This window comes from Nocardia transvalensis (assembly GCF_015477765.1).
GTDB classification, from domain to species: domain Bacteria; phylum Actinomycetota; class Actinomycetes; order Mycobacteriales; family Mycobacteriaceae; genus Nocardia; species Nocardia transvalensis_A.
Window position 1 is genome coordinate 243,401 of sequence record NZ_JADLQQ010000008.1, and the last position, 16,037, is coordinate 259,437.

Annotated in this window: 12 protein-coding genes and 1 tRNA gene; 9 read left to right on the forward strand and 4 right to left on the reverse strand. The window is 66.5% G+C overall.

Annotation, left to right across the window (positions count from 1 at the left end; all coding sequences use genetic code 11):
• Positions 1–106 precede the first annotated feature (106 nt).
• Complete coding sequence (locus IU452_RS24710) at positions 107–2,188, forward strand: CocE/NonD family hydrolase (RefSeq protein WP_195111527.1); 2,082 nt, start codon at positions 107–109, stop codon at positions 2,186–2,188.
• 25 nt (positions 2,189–2,213) lie between these two features.
• Entirely contained in the window at positions 2,214–3,116 is a 903-nt protein-coding gene (locus IU452_RS24715) for an SMP-30/gluconolactonase/LRE family protein (RefSeq protein WP_195111528.1), read from the forward strand.
• A gap of 7 nt (positions 3,117–3,123) precedes the next feature.
• On the opposite strand, the gene IU452_RS24720 is transcribed toward IU452_RS24715, so the two are convergent.
• Positions 3,124–3,552: an acyl-CoA thioesterase gene (locus IU452_RS24720; RefSeq protein WP_267467638.1), complete on the reverse strand. Its 429-nt coding sequence runs from the start codon at positions 3,550–3,552 to the stop codon at positions 3,124–3,126.
• Between the two features lie 85 nt (positions 3,553–3,637).
• On the opposite strand from IU452_RS24720, the gene IU452_RS24725 reads away from it, so the two are divergent.
• The 4 genes from IU452_RS24725 (at position 3,638) to IU452_RS24740 (ending at position 4,993) form a co-directional block, all read left to right on the forward strand.
• Positions 3,638–3,713 (forward strand) — tRNA-Asn (locus IU452_RS24725).
• Between the two features lie 184 nt (positions 3,714–3,897).
• Positions 3,898–4,197, forward strand: coding sequence for a S24 family peptidase (locus IU452_RS39610; protein ID WP_416382368.1), 300 nt, complete (start codon positions 3,898–3,900; stop codon positions 4,195–4,197).
• Positions 4,100–4,309, forward strand: a complete 210-nt coding sequence (locus tag IU452_RS24735; protein WP_195111744.1) for a S26 family signal peptidase — start codon at positions 4,100–4,102, stop codon at positions 4,307–4,309. Before IU452_RS39610 ends, IU452_RS24735 begins: the two co-directional genes overlap by 98 nt.
• A 30-nt stretch (positions 4,310–4,339) precedes the next feature.
• Positions 4,340–4,993, forward strand: coding sequence for a hypothetical protein (locus IU452_RS24740; RefSeq protein ID WP_195111531.1), 654 nt, complete (start codon positions 4,340–4,342; stop codon positions 4,991–4,993).
• A gap of 124 nt (positions 4,994–5,117) precedes the next feature.
• Here the strand turns inward: IU452_RS24740 and IU452_RS24745 are convergent, their stop codons facing one another.
• Complete coding sequence (locus tag IU452_RS24745) at positions 5,118–6,533, reverse strand: M14 family zinc carboxypeptidase (protein WP_228818667.1); 1,416 nt, start codon at positions 6,531–6,533, stop codon at positions 5,118–5,120.
• 211 nt (positions 6,534–6,744) lie between these two features.
• The gene (locus tag IU452_RS24750; protein WP_195111532.1) at positions 6,745–7,281 is read right to left on the reverse strand and encodes a GNAT family N-acetyltransferase; all 537 of its coding nucleotides are present in this window, start codon (positions 7,279–7,281) and stop codon (positions 6,745–6,747) included.
• Positions 7,282–7,547: 266 nt separating this feature from the next.
• On the opposite strand from IU452_RS24750, the gene IU452_RS24755 reads away from it, so the two are divergent.
• Both IU452_RS24755 and IU452_RS24760 read left to right on the forward strand, forming a co-directional pair.
• On the forward strand, positions 7,548–9,737 hold the full coding sequence (locus tag IU452_RS24755) for a GH92 family glycosyl hydrolase (protein ID WP_324192802.1): 2,190 nt from the start codon (positions 7,548–7,550) through the stop codon (positions 9,735–9,737).
• 81 nt (positions 9,738–9,818) lie between these two features.
• Positions 9,819–10,358: a hypothetical protein gene (locus IU452_RS24760; protein ID WP_195111534.1), complete on the forward strand. Its 540-nt coding sequence runs from the start codon at positions 9,819–9,821 to the stop codon at positions 10,356–10,358.
• Positions 10,359–10,552: 194 nt separating this feature from the next.
• Here IU452_RS24760 and IU452_RS24765 read toward each other — a convergent pair whose 3' ends face one another.
• Entirely contained in the window at positions 10,553–11,953 is a 1,401-nt protein-coding gene (locus tag IU452_RS24765; protein WP_195111535.1) for a metallophosphoesterase, read from the reverse strand.
• Positions 11,954–12,497: 544 nt separating this feature from the next.
• Between IU452_RS24765 and car the strand changes: the two genes are divergently transcribed.
• Complete coding sequence (gene car / locus IU452_RS24770; RefSeq protein ID WP_195111536.1) at positions 12,498–15,998, forward strand: carboxylic acid reductase; 3,501 nt, start codon at positions 12,498–12,500, stop codon at positions 15,996–15,998.
• Positions 15,999–16,037 lie beyond the last annotated feature (39 nt).

The following is a 16,037-nucleotide window of genomic DNA, read 5'->3' on the forward strand; positions in this document are numbered from 1 at the left end:
TTCCGTTCGCGGATTCATGAGTTTGGCAATGGACGCCGCAGGGGTTTGTGCTGTGTGCTGAATCACGATGTCACGGTGACGTCGATGACACCGGCTGGAGGACAACGTGATTCACGGCAGGAGATGGGGACTCGTCGGCCTGGCCGAGATGGGGCTGACCGTGGTTAGCGCGCTGGTCGCGATGGGGCTGATCGTGGCCACGGCGGTACCGGCCACCGATGTGGCTGCGGCGCCGTTGTTCGGGGCGGCGCCGACCGCTCCGCCGGGGATCGGCATCCCGGCCGGATACACCCCTCCACCGCCGACCTACGGGATCGGACTCGACGTCGGCCAGGTGGTGCCGCTGGCCGACGGCACCCAGCTCACCGCCACCGTGCGCTATCCCACCGACCCGGTGACCGGACAGCGCGCGCCCGGCCCGTTCCCGGTCATCGTCGACTACACCACCTATATCGGGCTGAACGGCGTGATCACCTCGGTGGTGACCGGTGCGGTGCGGGGGGCGCTGGACGCGCTGCACGTGCAGCTTCCGGACAACGTGGCCGATCTCGACCGCATCGTCCAACAAGCCATGAGCACCCAGGACGAGCTGGTGCGGCGCGGCTACATCGAGGTGATCGCGGATGTGCGCGGCACGGGATCCTCGACGGGGCAATGGGATCCGGCCTCGCCGCGCGACGGCCAGGACGGTAATCAGCTGGTGGACTGGGCGGCGAAACTGCCCGGCTCCAACGGCAAGGTCGGCATGTTCGGTTACTCCTTCCCGGGAGTGTCGGGCATGCTGACCGCCCAGCACAGCCGCCCGGACACGCCGCTGAAGGCGATGATGATGTACACCATCCCCAACGACGTGTTCAAGCATGTGGCCAGCCACGACGGCATGTTCAGCCCGATTCTGCTGACCGCAATCATTCCCATGATCCAGGTGATGGGCGTGATCGGGCCGATTCTGAACCTTCCGCTCACCCCGCAGGTCGCCGTGCAGGCCCTCATCGACCATCTGCAGGGGGCGCTGGCCTCGCCGGACACGCCGCTGGCGAAACTGGTCGAGGGCTACGGCAACGGCACCTACGGCCACAAGGACCAGTGGTGGTCGGCCCGTGATTTCGGGCCGAACATGCGCACCCTGGTGGACAACGGCATTGCCACCTATTTCGTCGACGGCATCTGGGATCTCTACCAGGACGGCGCATTTCAGAACTACGCGCAGCTGCAGAACCTGGCCGCCGGGCGGCCGCAATACGGTCCGATGGACCCCGATGCGCCCACCGATCCGCGTTTCCAGCTGTTGATGGGCCCCTGGTACCACGTGGGAATGGGTGCCGGCCCGTATGCGCGGATGGACACCGACCCGGTGACGATCGCGTGGTTCGACCACTGGCTCAAGGGAATCGACAACGGCGTCGACAAGACGCCCGACACACTGCACCTGATCGACCAGACCGGTGCCGGTGCCAACACCACCGCCTACCCGTTCGCACCGGCGCGGCCCACCACCTACCGCCTCGGTGCGGGAACCCTCGGGGGTGAGCCGACGGGCGGGCCCGATCGCCTCGCCTACTCACCGGTCCAAAACCCGTGCAACCGAGACAATTTCGAGCAGTGGACCGCCGGGCTGCTGCAGTTGGCGCTGAATCTGTTGCATGTGAACGATCCGTGTGCGGCGGGCGAGCTCGGCCCGCAGTCCGGAATCGCCTACACCGGCGACCCGGTCGCCGAGCCGACCATGGTGGCCGGACCCGGCTCTCTGCACACCTACATCAGCTCCACCGTCGACGAGGCCGCCCTGCAGGTGCATCTGGACGACGTCGCCCCCGACGGCAGTGCCGCCGAGATCACCGGTGGCGCCCAACTGGGGACACTGCGCACCCTGGACGAGGCCAAGACCTGGCGGACCGCCGACGGCACCGTGTACTCGCCCGAACACAACCTGTCCTCCGCGGATATCACCCCCATGCGACCGGGTGAAGTGGTGGAACTGCACATTCGGCTGCGGCCCACCTACTACCGGCTCGAGGCGGGCCACCGCTTGCGCGTGCGAGTGACCACCGGTAATTTCCCGTCCACCTTGGCGCCGCTGCCGGAGATCCCGAAGTTGCTGGGATCCAGCGTCGACATCCTGCACGACGCCGAGCATCCGAGCAGTCTGACGGTGCCGCTCGCGCCCGCGTCGGCATTGCATCCGTAACCGGTTCTGCGACAGGGGGTCCGGAATGAAAGCCCGAGCCGTTGCAGTCGTCGTGGCGTCGGTGTGCGCACTCGTCCCGTTCGCCGATTCGGCCGCGGCCGCGCCGGAGTGCGGGGCGTGGTCCGCGTCGCCGGTCGCCGCGGGCTACGGCATGCTCGAAAGCGTGGCCTTCGACGGACGCGGCGGCATGCTGCTGTCCGAACAGGCGGCCACCGGATCCGGAGGCGGCATCCGTCGTCTGCTGCCCGACGGAGGCCGCAGCACCGTCGTCGCCGATGTGGACGGGCCTGGGGGACTGGCCGTCTCGGGAGATCTCGCGTACTTCACGACGGGGCTCAGCCTGCAGGCCAAGGCTTCCGGACGGCCGGGTTCCCTGCAGGCCGTCGATCTGTCGACCGGCGCGGTGTCGCCCGTCGCGCAGGGCCTGTCGATGCCCGACGGTGTTGCTGCACTGCCCGGTGGGGATTTCGCGGTCACCAGCGATTTGGGTGCCGATACCCGGATAACGCTGGTGCACAACGGTTCCGCAGCCGGAACCCTCGCCCCGACCGTGACCTCCACCAACGGCATCGCCTACGACCCGGCTCGACGGCGGCTCTACGTGACGAGCACATTCAATCCGGTCACGACGATCAGCGCGATCGATCTCGCCCACCCCGACGCACCGGAGGTGATCGAGCTACCCGGGCTCGGCCCGCTCAACGCCGCCGACGGCATCACCGTCGGTCCCGACGGCCACCTCTATGTGGCATACAGCCTCAGGGGCAAGGTGATTCGTGTCGACCCGGGCACCCGGCAGTGGTGCACGATCGCCGACAACCTGCCGCTCAGCACGGACGTCGCCTTCGGTTCGGGCCCCGGATGGGATCCCGACTCCCTCTACGTGGTCGGCTACCCGGGCACCATCACGCGCCTGCGCCCCGCGTGACCCCGGGTCAGCTCAAAGCTCTACGCACGTCCTCGGGCACCGGCGTCGGCCGATAGGTGTCATGGTCGATGCTGATCAACGTCAATTCGGCCCGCCCGATCGCCCGATCCCCGACCTCCAGCCGCACCCCCACATCGAACGAGGTCCGCCCCCACCGCGTCACCTCGGGCGTCAACTCGATCACATCCCCCCGCCGCGCCGGCCCCACCCACTCCATCCCCGCCTTCTTCACCGAGTAGTCGAACCCACTCAGATAGTCCTCCCCGAGCGCGTCCTGCAGCCACACATCCACCGTGTCATCCACAAACGCGAAGTAGTTCGCATTGAACACCACCCCCTGCATATCGCAATCCCCATACCGAACCCGAACCCGATGCGTGAACCCCACCACATGATCGTATCCCCACCCCCACCCCACCACCCTCCTCCCCACCATCCCCCCAGGTAGACCCCCGATTTGGGCCCCCGCCCCCAGATACGCTAAAGTTTCTCCTCGGCCGCCGGAAACGGCACCGAAGCAATCCCCTATAGCTCAATTGGCAGAGCAGCCGACTGTTAATCGGCAGGTTTCTGGTTCGAGTCCAGATGGGGGAGCCAACTTCTTCCAACACCTCGAAACAAGCGGTAGCCAGGGCATCGTACCTGGTTGCCGTCTCGTGCGTTGGGCGACCGTGAGATGTGCGGGCCAGTTGCCGGTCCGGGCGGTGGCATCGCGACCTCTGATGGCGGCGAGGGCGCATGGATTCGCCACCGTGACGGCACTGTGCTCCTCTCTGCGCTGATGCGGCGGAGGCTGGTCGCTGTGACCGTGCGGGGGACGAGTATGAAGCCGGCCTTTCGCGATGGTGACCGGGTGCTCGTACACCGCCACCGATCCCTGGTCATAGGCCAGGTGAGCGTGGTGGAGAGACCGAGCGTCGAAGGAGGGTGGACCGGACTACCGGTGCGGCAAACCAGCTCGGTATGCGGCCGGAGGTGGTTCATTGAGCGAATCGCCGCACTCCCCGGTGATCCTGCGCCCGCCCGTCTCAGGACGGAAGGGGGAGCGGGTACCACCGCGCAGCCTCTTTCTGCTGGGTGACAACCTGAACGCCAGCTTTGGTTCCCGGCATGTCGGCTATTTTCCGATCGAGCGGGTGTTGGGCGCGGTAATACACACCCTGCCGAGCCATGTCGGCCCGTATGGTGCCTGATCTTGTTGTGCTGCAGGCAGAATCCCAACTATGAGCCCAGTGGTTCAACAGCTCTTCACGCTTGCGGGAGTCGTTCTCGGTGCGGGTGCGACGTTCACGGTGACTACGTCGATCGAGCGCACGAAATGGCGACGGAGCCTCGATACACGCTGGGATGATAAGCGTCTGGCGGCTTACAGCGAGTACGCGAACGCATTGAAGAAGTTTGTAGACGTGTTATTGCGGATCGCGGCGGCCAAGGGCTATCCGGCAGGTATGCAACCGGTCGACCGTGGCGGGGGCCTCGAAGCTTTGGCCGACGCCGACGCCGATCGGACCGTCAAGTGGGAGGCGGTACTCCTGCTGGGGTCTCCGGAAGCTATCGAAGCTGCTCGCCGGTGGCACAAGGCCGCCTGGCACTTCAGTCTCGGCGTCCTGGGGGAGGGCGTTGATCACCAGGAGTATCTGCGGCTCTTCGAGGCCATGGGTCATCGGCGGAATGAGTTCTATGACTGTGCGAGGGCCGATCTCGGTGTCACGAGCGGCCCCGTGCCGGCGGCAGTGGGTGCTTGGCTACCACCGAAGTACAGAGCCTCGAATCCTGGGCCCGCGAACCAAATCTATGGTGAGCACAACTTCGATATGGCTGAGGGCAGTGGCGCCAGAGATTCAACCCCACGCACATCGCCCCCAGCCTCGGCTTAACCCCCGATGGGGCTGAGGTCATGGAAGAGCGTGAGTGGCAACACTTTTGGTGTGCGGCTTGGCACCGGCCCGGTCGATGTGGACCGGGCCGGTGTCGCGCTCATTCACGAGTTGGCTACGTGGTTCAGCGTGGTGCGGCGACGTCGGATGGAGATCCTTGTTTGTACGGGGCGCCGGCGGATTGGGCTGCGGTGGTGAAGGCTCTCTTGATCTGGGGCCAGAAGGTGTTGTTCACGCAGGAGTAGCGGGGCATGAAGCCGCCGCACTCCGATGTGTTGTTCGGGCCGATTTCGATGGTGAGGGATGCTAGGCCGAGGGCTCCGTGGGACTGGTCGTTGGTTGTTCCCCAAGTCGAGTATCCGACGGTTTGTTCGGAGGTGCCGACTTTGAAGCCGGGGACGATCTTCGTGGCCAAGGCTCTCAGCTGGGTCGCGTTCCTCGGGGTGGCGTTGCTCGGAATGATCCCGTAATTGCCGAAAGCGTGCAGGTCGATCACTATCCCGGTCGCGGTGTCCGGGACGTCACCGCCTCCGCTGGGGCGTTGATTGGTGAACAGGTTCGCGTACAGCTTTTGTACTGCCTGGGTTTCCGGTTCGGAGCCTGCCCGTGGGCCCTGGTAGGTCTGAGCACAGGGGTTTCTCGAGTCTCCGCCCCAGCGGACGGGGAAGTTGCGGTTCAGATCCACCCCGGGGCCTCGGCCCGATGCGTCGACGACGGCGCAGGACGACGGTGTCATGCTGTTATTGACGTTCTTGCGTTGCATTTTGGGCCTGTTCCCGCCGCTGGCCGTCACGTCGACACCGTCCGGGTTGGTGACCGGCACGACCCAGACCTCGGTGGTGTCGAGGATCGAGGTTGCCGTGCTGTCGGTGCCATAGCCCTGGGCGAGGTAGTCGATCCATTTCCACGCCAGTTCACCGGTCGCCAGCTCGCGGGCGTGGATCTGCGCGGTCAGCAGAAAGCGAGGCTTGGTCGACGAGGGCGACATCGCGCAGCCGGCCGGCTGGGCCACCAATTTCGCCGCCGCTTTTTCCTCGTCGGTCGCCTTCTTCGATGGATCCATTCCGGTCAAGCAGATGACGTTCATGGTGTGGCCGCCGGAGCCCTTTTCGGCCAGCCAGGTTTTGCCGATATCGTGCACCCGGGCGATGCCGGGATACTTGGTGGCGACATCGCGGGCATGGCCGAGCATGGCCGCTGCGGTGTGATAACCGCCGTAGTACGTATCGCCGGGGGCCCGCCGCTCCTCTGGTAACGCCTTGTATACCGGCGCTTTCTTCCTGGGCTCCAGCCCCTTATCCCTCAGCTCCTGGGCAACCGCCTCGTCGACCGCAATCGTCACCACGCCCGGACCTGCGGGAACCATCTCGATCCCCGCGGCGGCGATGATGTCCACCTGGGCCTGCGACGGCACCGGAACGTCCCAGTAGTAGGGGCCATCGTCCTGGGCGTGCGCCATTATCGGATTGAAAGCAAGCGTGGAAAAACCACCGATAACCACCGCGGAAATAGATGCAATAAGCGTGCGAAAACTGCTCATGGACTTCCCTTTTCACTCGCGCCACTTGCAGATGTAGTAGCACTGTTTATCGTACGGTCAGGGAAATGTGATCAAATTTTCCAGCCATCAATTGTTTGCGAACCGTTCACCTGCCGTTTACCTGACTTAGGGGTATTGCAGAATTGATGGATCACCTCGGTGGACCGGCAGATCTTGAAGGACAAATCGATCAGCGCGAGTCCTCCGTCGCCTACGGTTCGGCTGCTACCTCGTAAATGATCTCCCGGCCATCCTCCTCGTCCCATTGCTCGCCGACCTCGACGAAGCCGTACTGCGATGCCAGCCGATAGGAGGGCAGGTTGGCGGGACTGATGCTGACTCGGACCGTGCGCACGCGCGGCTCGTGGACGGCGCGCTCCAGCAGGGACTCCAAGGCTGCACGGGCGTAGCCGCGTCGTCTGTACGCCGCGTCGACGGCATAGCCGATCTCCACCATTCCCGCGGAGTCGGGCGGTCCGTGGTAACCGGCTCTGCCGACCACAAGATGTTGTCGCTCATCGCAAATGGCGCCGGTGACCCATTCCGCGCTGGCCGGATCCTCCTCGACCTGCCGGCTGCGCCGTTGCCACAGCGTGCGCCACTCCGCGGCGGCGAAGGTCTCGGGCAGTTGGATCGGGCTGACGGCGTTCGCCGTTGCCAGATCACCCTGGGCGAGCGCCTGGAACGTCGGACCGTTCAGATGCACGATGCGAACGGCCGGAGTGGCGTCGACCCTGTACAGAGGCATGCGGCAAACCTTTCACAGACCCGGGCGGACCGCATCGGGATTTATCGCCGACGTCCTTGCGGCGCGCGCGATTACATGCCTCCGCCCAGCCGTGCACGATCATCCGGCGCGCGGGCAGGGCCTCGGCACTCGGCCACGCCCCGCGCCGAGGAGGGCCTGCGGCAGGAGGTCGAATCCTGCAACGGCAGCGCAACGATCGTGCCAGGAGATTGTTTCGAATGGTGCGAACCGGACCGGGCGCGCCCGGTGGGGCGGATAATGAAGGGGTGGCCGAGGATCTTGTGCAGTGGGTGAATCCATTTTTCGGGACGCGGCCGGGGGACGTGGATATGGGGACCGGGGGTGGGGCGGGGAATACCTTTCCGGGGGCGGATGTGCCGTTCGGCATGGTGCAGTGGAGTCCGGATACGGTGACGCTGCAGCACGGGGGGTATTTCTACGACGACAACCGGATCAAGGGGTTCAGTCTCACGCATCTGTCGGGGGCGGGATGCGATACCTATCAGGACCTTCCGTTCATGCCGGTGGCCGGTGAGGTCACCGTGTCGCCCGCGCGGGCTCCCGCGAAATATGTGGCGACCTTCTCGCACACGAACGAGGAGGCCTCTCCCGGCCGGTACGGCGTGCTCCTGGACACCGGGGTGCGGGTCGAGTTGACCGTCACTCAGCGCACCGGGACGGGGCGGTTCACCTATCCGGCCGGACGCCCGGCGACATTGCTGATCAACACCTCCGGCTCGATCATGGGGGTCGAGGCCGCACACGTGACGATCGGGCAGGATTTCGTCGAAGGGTCCGCTACCAGCGGCAAGTTCTGCAGTACGGACAGCACCTACACCGTCTACTTCCATGCCCGGTTCGATCGGCCCTTCCAGGCCACCGGCATCTGGCACGGCGATACGCTGACGCCGGGTGGAACCACCTCCTCCGGCCCCCGTAGCGGCGGGTATGTCACCTTCGATACCAGCGAGTCGAGCACGGTCACCGTCCGAGTGGGGTTGTCGTTCGTATCCGTGGACGGTGCCAAGGCGAATCTGGCGGCGGAGAACGAGTCCAAGAGCTTCGAGCAGGTGGCCGCGGAGGCGCGGGCGGCGTGGAATGCGCGGCTGAACCAGATCCAGGTCACCGGCGGCACGAACGACCAGCGGCGCAACTTCTACACCGCGCTGTATCACGCACTGCTGCAACCGAATGTGTTCTCCGACGTCGACGGCCGTTACGCCGGATTCGACAAGCAGATCCACGTCACCGACCCGGCGCACCCGATCTACACGAACTTCTCCGGCTGGGACGTCTACCGCTCGGAGGTGCAGTTGCTGGCGTTGCTGGCGCCGAAGGAGACCTCCGATATCGCCCGCAGCATGGTGATTTTCGCGCGCGAAGGGGGAGCCTGGGACCGGTGGACGGTGGCCAACGATTACACCGGCGTGATGAACGGCGACCCGTACCACATCATCGTGGCATCCGTATACGCCTTCGGCGCAACGGATTTCGATGCCGACGAGGCGCTGTCGCTGATGGTCGAGGGTGCCACCATGCCCGGCCGCAACCGGCAGAACTACGAGGAGCGACCGGGCCTGGCCGACTACCTGCGCCTGGGTTATGTGCCCGACCGCGCCGCCGACACCCTGGAGTACACCAGCGCCGACTTCGCCATCGCCCAGTTCGCCGCGCGGCTCGAGGTGCCCTCCACCTGCGACGCCTTCCTGAAACGCGCGCAGTACTGGCGCAACCTGTTCAATCCGGCCACCCGATATCTGCAACCCCGCCGCGCCGACGGTTCCTTCGCCGCATGCTTCGACCCGGGCGATCCGGACGGTTACGTCGAAGGCAACGGGGCCCAATACACGTGGATGGTGCCGTACAACTATCGGGAGCTGATCGCCGCACTCGGTGGTCCCGACGCCGTGAACGACCGCCTGGACAGGTTTTTCACCAAACTCAACGCCGGAACCCGTTCGCCGCACGCATTTCTGAGCAACGAGCCGACGCTGCAGACCCCGTGGATCTACCTGTACACCGGCGCTCCCCACAAGACCCAGGCCCTCGTCGACCGGGTCCGGCGCGAGCTGTTCAAGGCGGCCCCGGAGCATCTGACCGGCAACGACGACCTCGGCCAGATGTCGTCCTGGTACGTGTGGGCCGCGCTCGGCATGTACCCGATGTACCCCGGGCGCGCCGAACTGGTCCTGAACAGCCCGATCTTCACCAGCGCCACGATCACCCGGCCGGGCGGGCAGACCATCACCGTCAACGCGCCGGAGGCCGCACCGAATACCCCCTATGTCACGGCATTGCGGGTGAACGGCGAGCCCTGGACCAAGACGTGGCTGCCAGAATCCTTCGTAACAACCGGCGGCACAGTGGATTTCGCGCTGTCGGGCACTCCCGATACCGTCTGGGGAACCGACCCCGCCGACGCTCCGCCCTCGTTCACCGACGCATCCCCGTCCTGATCGCGGTCACTCGACACCGAAACAGACTCGCGCAGTGTCTATTTCGGGCAGAATGAATCGCACCGCAGGAAGGGGTGCGCGATGCGTGGGCGAGTCATCCTGTCCGCGGCGGCAATTGCCGCCGCCGTCTGCACCGCCGGGGTCGTCCCGGCCGGTGCCGAGCCGACCGGCGAATGGGTCGTCACCCATCCGGAATCGAAACCGTTCGACTATCGACCGGGCGATGTCTGCGCTTTCGGTGTGCACGTGGAGTTTCCGGTCAGCGATCTGACCCGGCGGGTGTGGCACGACCCGCAAGGGCGCCCGGTGCACGGTACCGAAACCGGCGCGCTGGTGCTGCGCGCCACCAATGTCGATACGGGAAAGACGGTGGAACGCGACGTCTCCGGCGACGGCACACTGCTGTACCCGACCCTGGACCCCGCCGATTACGTACTGAGCGGGCGGGATTGGGCCGCGGGTATTTACGCGACCGACCAGCCCGCGCAGGCCCGAAACCACTGGTACATCTCGCGCGGATTCATGTCGGTCCGGATCACCTCTCACGACGGCCAGACCTCTCGCGAACTCCTCGCCCTGGCGGGCCCCTACGAGGATCTGTGCCAGACACTCGGCAGCTGAGCCGCGGGTCACGAATTCGTGAATTTCTCCGAAACCACTTGCTCCAGTTACCTGCTGGCATACGCTGAGCAGGTCCCGATTCGCTCGGGACTTGCAGGGCGGCCGCGCTGCCCACGTGACCGCCATCGCTGTACTGGCCGGATGGGGGCTGCAATCCCCGACAGCTCCCATCCGGAGCGGCGGACCGCGGGCAATCAGGCGGCGGTGAGCCCGGAGAAGTCGCGCAGCATCACGTGATTGCGGTCGGCGCAGGTGCCCAGCGAATGATCGGGGTGCAGGCCGAAGTACTGGCGGCGGGTGCGGGTGCTCCAGCGGCGGGCGGAATCGGTGCGGGTCTTGTAGAAGTTGACCAGATAGCCACCCTCGTAAATGCGCAGCAGCATATAGCCGCCCGGATACTCCTTCACCGCGGCCACCTCCAGAAACTCCACAGCGATCCCGGCATCGGGACGGCCCAGGCGGTTGCGGTGAGTATGTCCGCTGTGGTGCAGGAATACGCCCGGCGCGGCGCGGTAGAGGCCGTGCAGGCGCGCGGCGGTGGAGCGGTCCAGCACGAAGCCGGGCCCGCCCGGATTGCTGACCGCCGCCGACGATGTCACCGGATGATGTCCGAAGACCAGGGTCGGACGGTCCGGATCGGCCGCCAAGCGCTCGCGCAGATGCGCCAGCTGCGGGTCCACGATCGTGCCGCCGGATCCGCGCAGGCGGGTGGTGTCGAGCCCGATGATGCGCAGCCCACCCACCTCGTCCTCGGTGAGTTGCTGGCGAGGGTGGAACACCGCGCCCCAATGATCGTGGAGCCGCGGGGCGTCGTGGTTACCGCGGCAGACGAAATAGTCGCGTCCGAGCGTTCCCCAGGCGTCCAGCCGCGAGCGCACCCCCCGGGCCTGGTCGAGGGTGCCGCTGTCGGTGAGATCGCCCGCGACGACCAGGTGATCGGCGCCGCGATCGGGACGGCGCAGATCGGTCACCAATGCGTCGAGCATGACCTCCGGATGGTCCTGGGTGTCGTGGCGCAGTCCGGTGGGGAGCCCGGTCAGCAGCAGACCGCTGGTGTGCTCGCCGTAGTGGAGGTCGTTGGCGAGGGCGACGGTCCGCAGCAACCGGCCCGGCGGCGGGGTGAGGGTGGTGAAAACGCCCGTGGTTTCGGGGGTTCCGGCGCGGCGGGTCACCCGGGTACGGGCGGGTACGGCGCGGCGGCCGTCGGAGTACGCGGCGAAGCGGTAGGTGCGGCCCGGCTCCAGGCCGTCGATCTCGGCGTAGTGGTAGGGCGTGGGCCGGGTATCGAGGTAGTGCGGCCGGGCCGCGGTGCGTGCGTCGGCCGGGGCGATTCGCACCTCGGTGTCGGCGGGTACGGGGCGCAGTCGCCCGGCCCGGTCGCGGGCGCGGGTGGTCCAGGTGAGGATCACCGAGGTGTCGGTCACGGTGACCACTTCCAGGTCCGAGGCCACGATCGAATCGCGCTGTGCCCGCACCGGGTTCACATCGTGAACCACAACTTCCGGCCGCACCCGCAGGGGCGTTCCCACGGCGACCGCCGCCGCTCCCGTCGCCACGTTCGCCAGCCACACGGTCCGCAGCCGCGCATTCAGCATGGGAACCTCCATCCCGTCACCCGCACGGTACGGGCGCGTGTTGAACACGCAGGTGCGCGCATATGACATTACGGCGCGCCGCGCTGAATAGTTCGAAGCTCCAGGTGAGCAGGGTGCGAACGCCGCCCGGGTCACCTGCCTGGCGCGGGTGCGGCCGATCCCGGGCGGGTGAGGATGCGCTCGTCGATCGTTCGCATCGCCTCGGTGAGCTCCTCGCGGGAATGGCCGCGAGAGGCCCGGTACTTCCACCTAGAACTGCTCCGCAGCGTCCGGAGAGCCATTGTTCACCCATTTCGAAAACGGGCGCGTCGCCTTTTCTGGGGGCAATAAATCGGACAAAAGCCCCACAATCCCCGCAGTGATAAATCAGACACACGCGGATGATCTCGGCGGATGTCCCGAGGGGCGGTGCAGGCCCTTGACAGTGGGGCCGAGCAGGGTGAACAGTGGAGATACTTAGCGTAAGTAAATTAATCCGGCGGATGCACGTCCACGTGCGCGTATCGAACCACCGAGAACCAGGTGTGAAGCTAGGAGGTCGGGGATGGATGAGGAACGGCAAGCGGAACTGGAGCGCAAGATCGGCGATCTGGTAGCTCACGACGAACAGGTCCGCAATGCCGAGCCGATCGCTGCGGTCACTGCCGCCATGGCGCAGGAGGACCTGCGGGTGGCCCAGGCCATAGCCACGGTCATGGAGGGCTATGCGGACCGCCCGGCGGTCGGTCAGCGTGCGGTCGAGTTCGTGACAGACGAGTCCGGCCGTCGCCGATCGCGGCTGCTGCCCCGATTCGACACCGTCACCTACGGCGAGCTGTGGCGGCGTGTGGGCGCGGTCGCCGCGGCGTGGCACCACGATCCCGATCAGCCCACCCGCGCGGGGGATTTCGTCGCGATCCTGGGCTTCACCAGTGTCGACTACACCGTGGTCGACCTGGCCTGCACCTACCTGGGCACCGTCGCGGTCCCGCTGCAGGCCAGTGCCGCGCTGGCCCAGTTGACCCCGATCGTCACCGAGACCGAGCCACGGGTGTTCGCCTCCGACGTCGAACAGCTGGATCGGGCCGTCGAGCTGGTGCTGAGCGCCGACTCCGTGCGGTCGCTGATCGTCTTCGACTACTACGAGCAGGACGACGACCACCGGGCCGCGGTCGAGTCCGCCCGCCGCCGCCTGGCCGACACCCCCATTCGGGTCGAGACCCTCGACGAGGTGATCGCTCGCGGGGAGACCCTGCCCGAGGCACCGCTGCACACCACGGGCGACGACCAGGGCTTGGCCCTGCTCATCTACACCTCCGGCAGCACCGGCACCCCCAAGGGCGCCATGTACCCGGAGTGGCTGGTGCGGCGGATGTGGCACGCCTTCGGCGAGATCCCTGTCCCCTCGATAGCCCTGAGCTATCTGCCGATGAGCCACATCGCCGGGCGCGGGATGCTGGTCAGCTGCCTGGCCCGCGGCGGCACCATGTACTTCGCCGCGAGCAGCGACATGTCGACCTTGTTCGACGACATCGAGTCGGTGCGCCCGACACTGCTGTTCCTCGTGCCCCGCGTCTGCGACATGGTGTTCCAGCGCTACCGCCACCAGGTGGACCGGCGGGTGGCCGCCGGCGGCGACCCCGAACTGGTCGAGTCCGAGGTGGCCGCGGAACTGCGGGAGCACTGGCTGGGCGGCCGCTTCCTCTACGCGCTGGTGGGCAGCGCGCCGCTGTCGGCGGAGATGCGCACGTTCATGGAATCGGTGCTCCAGGGTGAGCTGGTCGACGGCTACGGCGCGACCGAGACCGGCGGCGGCATCCTGCAGGACGGGCTGGTCCAGCGCCCGCCGGTGCTCGACTACAAGCTGATCGACGTGCCGGATCTGGGCTACTTCGGCACCGACAAGCCGTATCCCCGCGGTGAATTGCTGGTCAAGGCCGAGACGCTGATCCCGGGCTATTTCAAGCGTCCCGAGCTGAATGCGGAGATCTTCGACGCGGACGGCTACTACCGCACCGGCGACGTCATGGCCGAGATCGGTCCCGACCATCTGGTGTATGTGGATCGCCGCAACAATGTGCTGAAGCTGTCGCAGGGCGAATTCGTCGCGGTGGCCAAGCTGGAGGCGGTGTACTCGACCAGTCCGCTGGTCCGGCAGATCTTCGTCTATGGCAGCAGCGAACGGTCGTATCTGCTGGCGGTGATCGTGCCGACCCCGGACGCGGTGGCCGCGTACCCGGACGTGCCCGGACTCAAGGCCGCGATCAGTGAGTCGCTGCAGCGCGTCGCCAAGGAAGCCGAGCTGAACTCCTACGAGATTCCGCGCGACTTCCTGCTCGAGACCGAGCCGTTCAGCATCGACAACGGACTGCTGTCGGGCATCGGAAAACTGTTGCGGCCCAAGCTCAAGGCCCGCTACGCCGAACGGCTAGAGCAGTTGTACGCCGAGCTGGCGCAGGAGCAGGCGAACGAGATGTCCGCGCTGCGCCGCGAGGTCGGCTCGCTGCCGGTGCTCGAGGTCGTGCAGCGGTCGGCGCGCGCCCTGCTCGGCTGTGCGGACTCCGACCTGTCTCCCGACGCGCATTTCACCGATCTGGGTGGCGATTCGCTGTCGGCGCTGACGTATTCGGGACTGCTGCAGGACCTCTACGGCGTCGAGGTGCCGGTCGGTGTCATCGTCAGTGCCGCCAACGATCTGCGCGGGCTGGCGAATTACATCGAGAGCGAACGCAGTTCGGGAAGCCGGCGTCCCACCGCCACCTCGGTGCACGGGACCGGCAGCGAGATTCGCGCCGCGGATCTGACGCTCGGCAAGTTCATCGACGCCAAGACGCTGGCCGCCGCCACGACGCTGCCGCACGCCCCCGAGACCCCGCGCACGGTGCTGCTGACCGGTGCCAACGGGTACCTGGGGAGGTTCCTGTGCCTGGAATGGCTGCAGCGGCTGCATGATTCGGGCGGCACGCTCGTCTGCATCGTGCGCGGCAGCGACGCCGCCGCGGCCCGCGCGCGCCTCGACGACGCGTTCGACAGCGGCGATCCCGACCTGCTGACCCACTACAGGCAGCTGGCCGAGGGCACCCTCGAGGTGCTGGCCGGCGATATCGGTGATCCGGATCTGGGCCTGGACGAACAGGATTGGCGTCGGCTGGCCGATACGGTGGATCTGATCGTGCATCCGGCCGCCCTGGTCAATCACGTGCTGCCCTACGGACAGATGTTCGGCCCCAACGTGGTCGGCACCGCCGAGATCATCCGGCTGGCCCTCACCACGCAGCTCAAGCCGGTCACCTATCTGTCGACGGTCGGCGTGGCCGATCAGATCGACCCGGCGGTGTTCAGCGAGGACGGCGACATCCGCGAGATCAGTGCGGTGCGTTCGCTGAAGGACAGCTACGCCAATGGGTACGGCAACAGCAAGTGGGCCGGTGAGGTGCTGCTGCGGGAGGCGCACGACCTGTGCGGCCTGCCGACGGCGGTGTTCCGGTCGGACATGATTCTGGCGCACTCGCGGTATGCGGGTCAGTTCAACCTGCCGGATATGTTCACCCGCTGGCTGTTCAGCGTGCTCGCCACCGGGATCGTGCCGAAGTCGTTCTATCGGCTCGACGAGGCGGGGCAGCGGCAGCGCGGCCACTACGACGGCCTGCCCGCCGATTTCACCGCCGAGGCCATCACCACCCTCGGTGCCCAGGTCACGTCGGGATTCGAGACTTACGACGTGCTGAATCCGCACGACGACGGCATCGGCCTGGACGAATTCGTCGATTGGCTCGTCGAGGCGGGTCATCCGCTCGAGCGGATCGACGACTATGCCGAGTGGCTGGGGCGCTTCGAGACGGCGCTGCGGGCTCTGCCGGAACGGCAGCGTCAGCATTCGGTCCTGCCGCTGCTGCACGCCTATCGGCAACCGGCGGAACCGATTCGGGGTGCGGTGCTGCCCGCGAAGAAGTTCCAGGCGGCCGTGCAGGCTGCCCAGATCGGCCCCGACCGGGACATCCCGCACCTGACCAAGTCGCTCATCGAGAAGTACGTCAGCGACCTGAAACTGCGGCAACTGCTGTAGGACTGCGAAATTCGACGGCGCCCCGGTCCACGACCGGGG

What these genes read in the sequence shown, in the direction of transcription:
- IU452_RS24715 (WP_195111528.1), top strand. Translation starts at nt 2,214, where the DNA reads ATGAAAGCCCGAGCCGTTGCAGTCGTCGTGGCGTCGGTGTGCGCACTC.
- IU452_RS24720 (WP_267467638.1), bottom strand. Translation starts at nt 3,552, where the DNA reads ATGGTGGGGAGGAGGGTGGTGGGGTGGGGGTGGGGATACGATCATGTG.
- IU452_RS39610 (WP_416382368.1), top strand. Translation starts at nt 3,898, where the DNA reads ATGCGGCGGAGGCTGGTCGCTGTGACCGTGCGGGGGACGAGTATGAAG.
- IU452_RS24740 (WP_195111531.1), top strand. Translation starts at nt 4,340, where the DNA reads ATGAGCCCAGTGGTTCAACAGCTCTTCACGCTTGCGGGAGTCGTTCTC.
- IU452_RS24745 (WP_228818667.1), bottom strand. Translation starts at nt 6,533, where the DNA reads ATGAGCAGTTTTCGCACGCTTATTGCATCTATTTCCGCGGTGGTTATC.
- IU452_RS24750 (WP_195111532.1), bottom strand. Translation starts at nt 7,281, where the DNA reads ATGCCTCTGTACAGGGTCGACGCCACTCCGGCCGTTCGCATCGTGCAT.
- IU452_RS24760 (WP_195111534.1), top strand. Translation starts at nt 9,819, where the DNA reads ATGCGTGGGCGAGTCATCCTGTCCGCGGCGGCAATTGCCGCCGCCGTC.
- IU452_RS24765 (WP_195111535.1), bottom strand. Translation starts at nt 11,953, where the DNA reads ATGCTGAATGCGCGGCTGCGGACCGTGTGGCTGGCGAACGTGGCGACG.
- car (WP_195111536.1), top strand. Translation starts at nt 12,498, where the DNA reads ATGGATGAGGAACGGCAAGCGGAACTGGAGCGCAAGATCGGCGATCTG.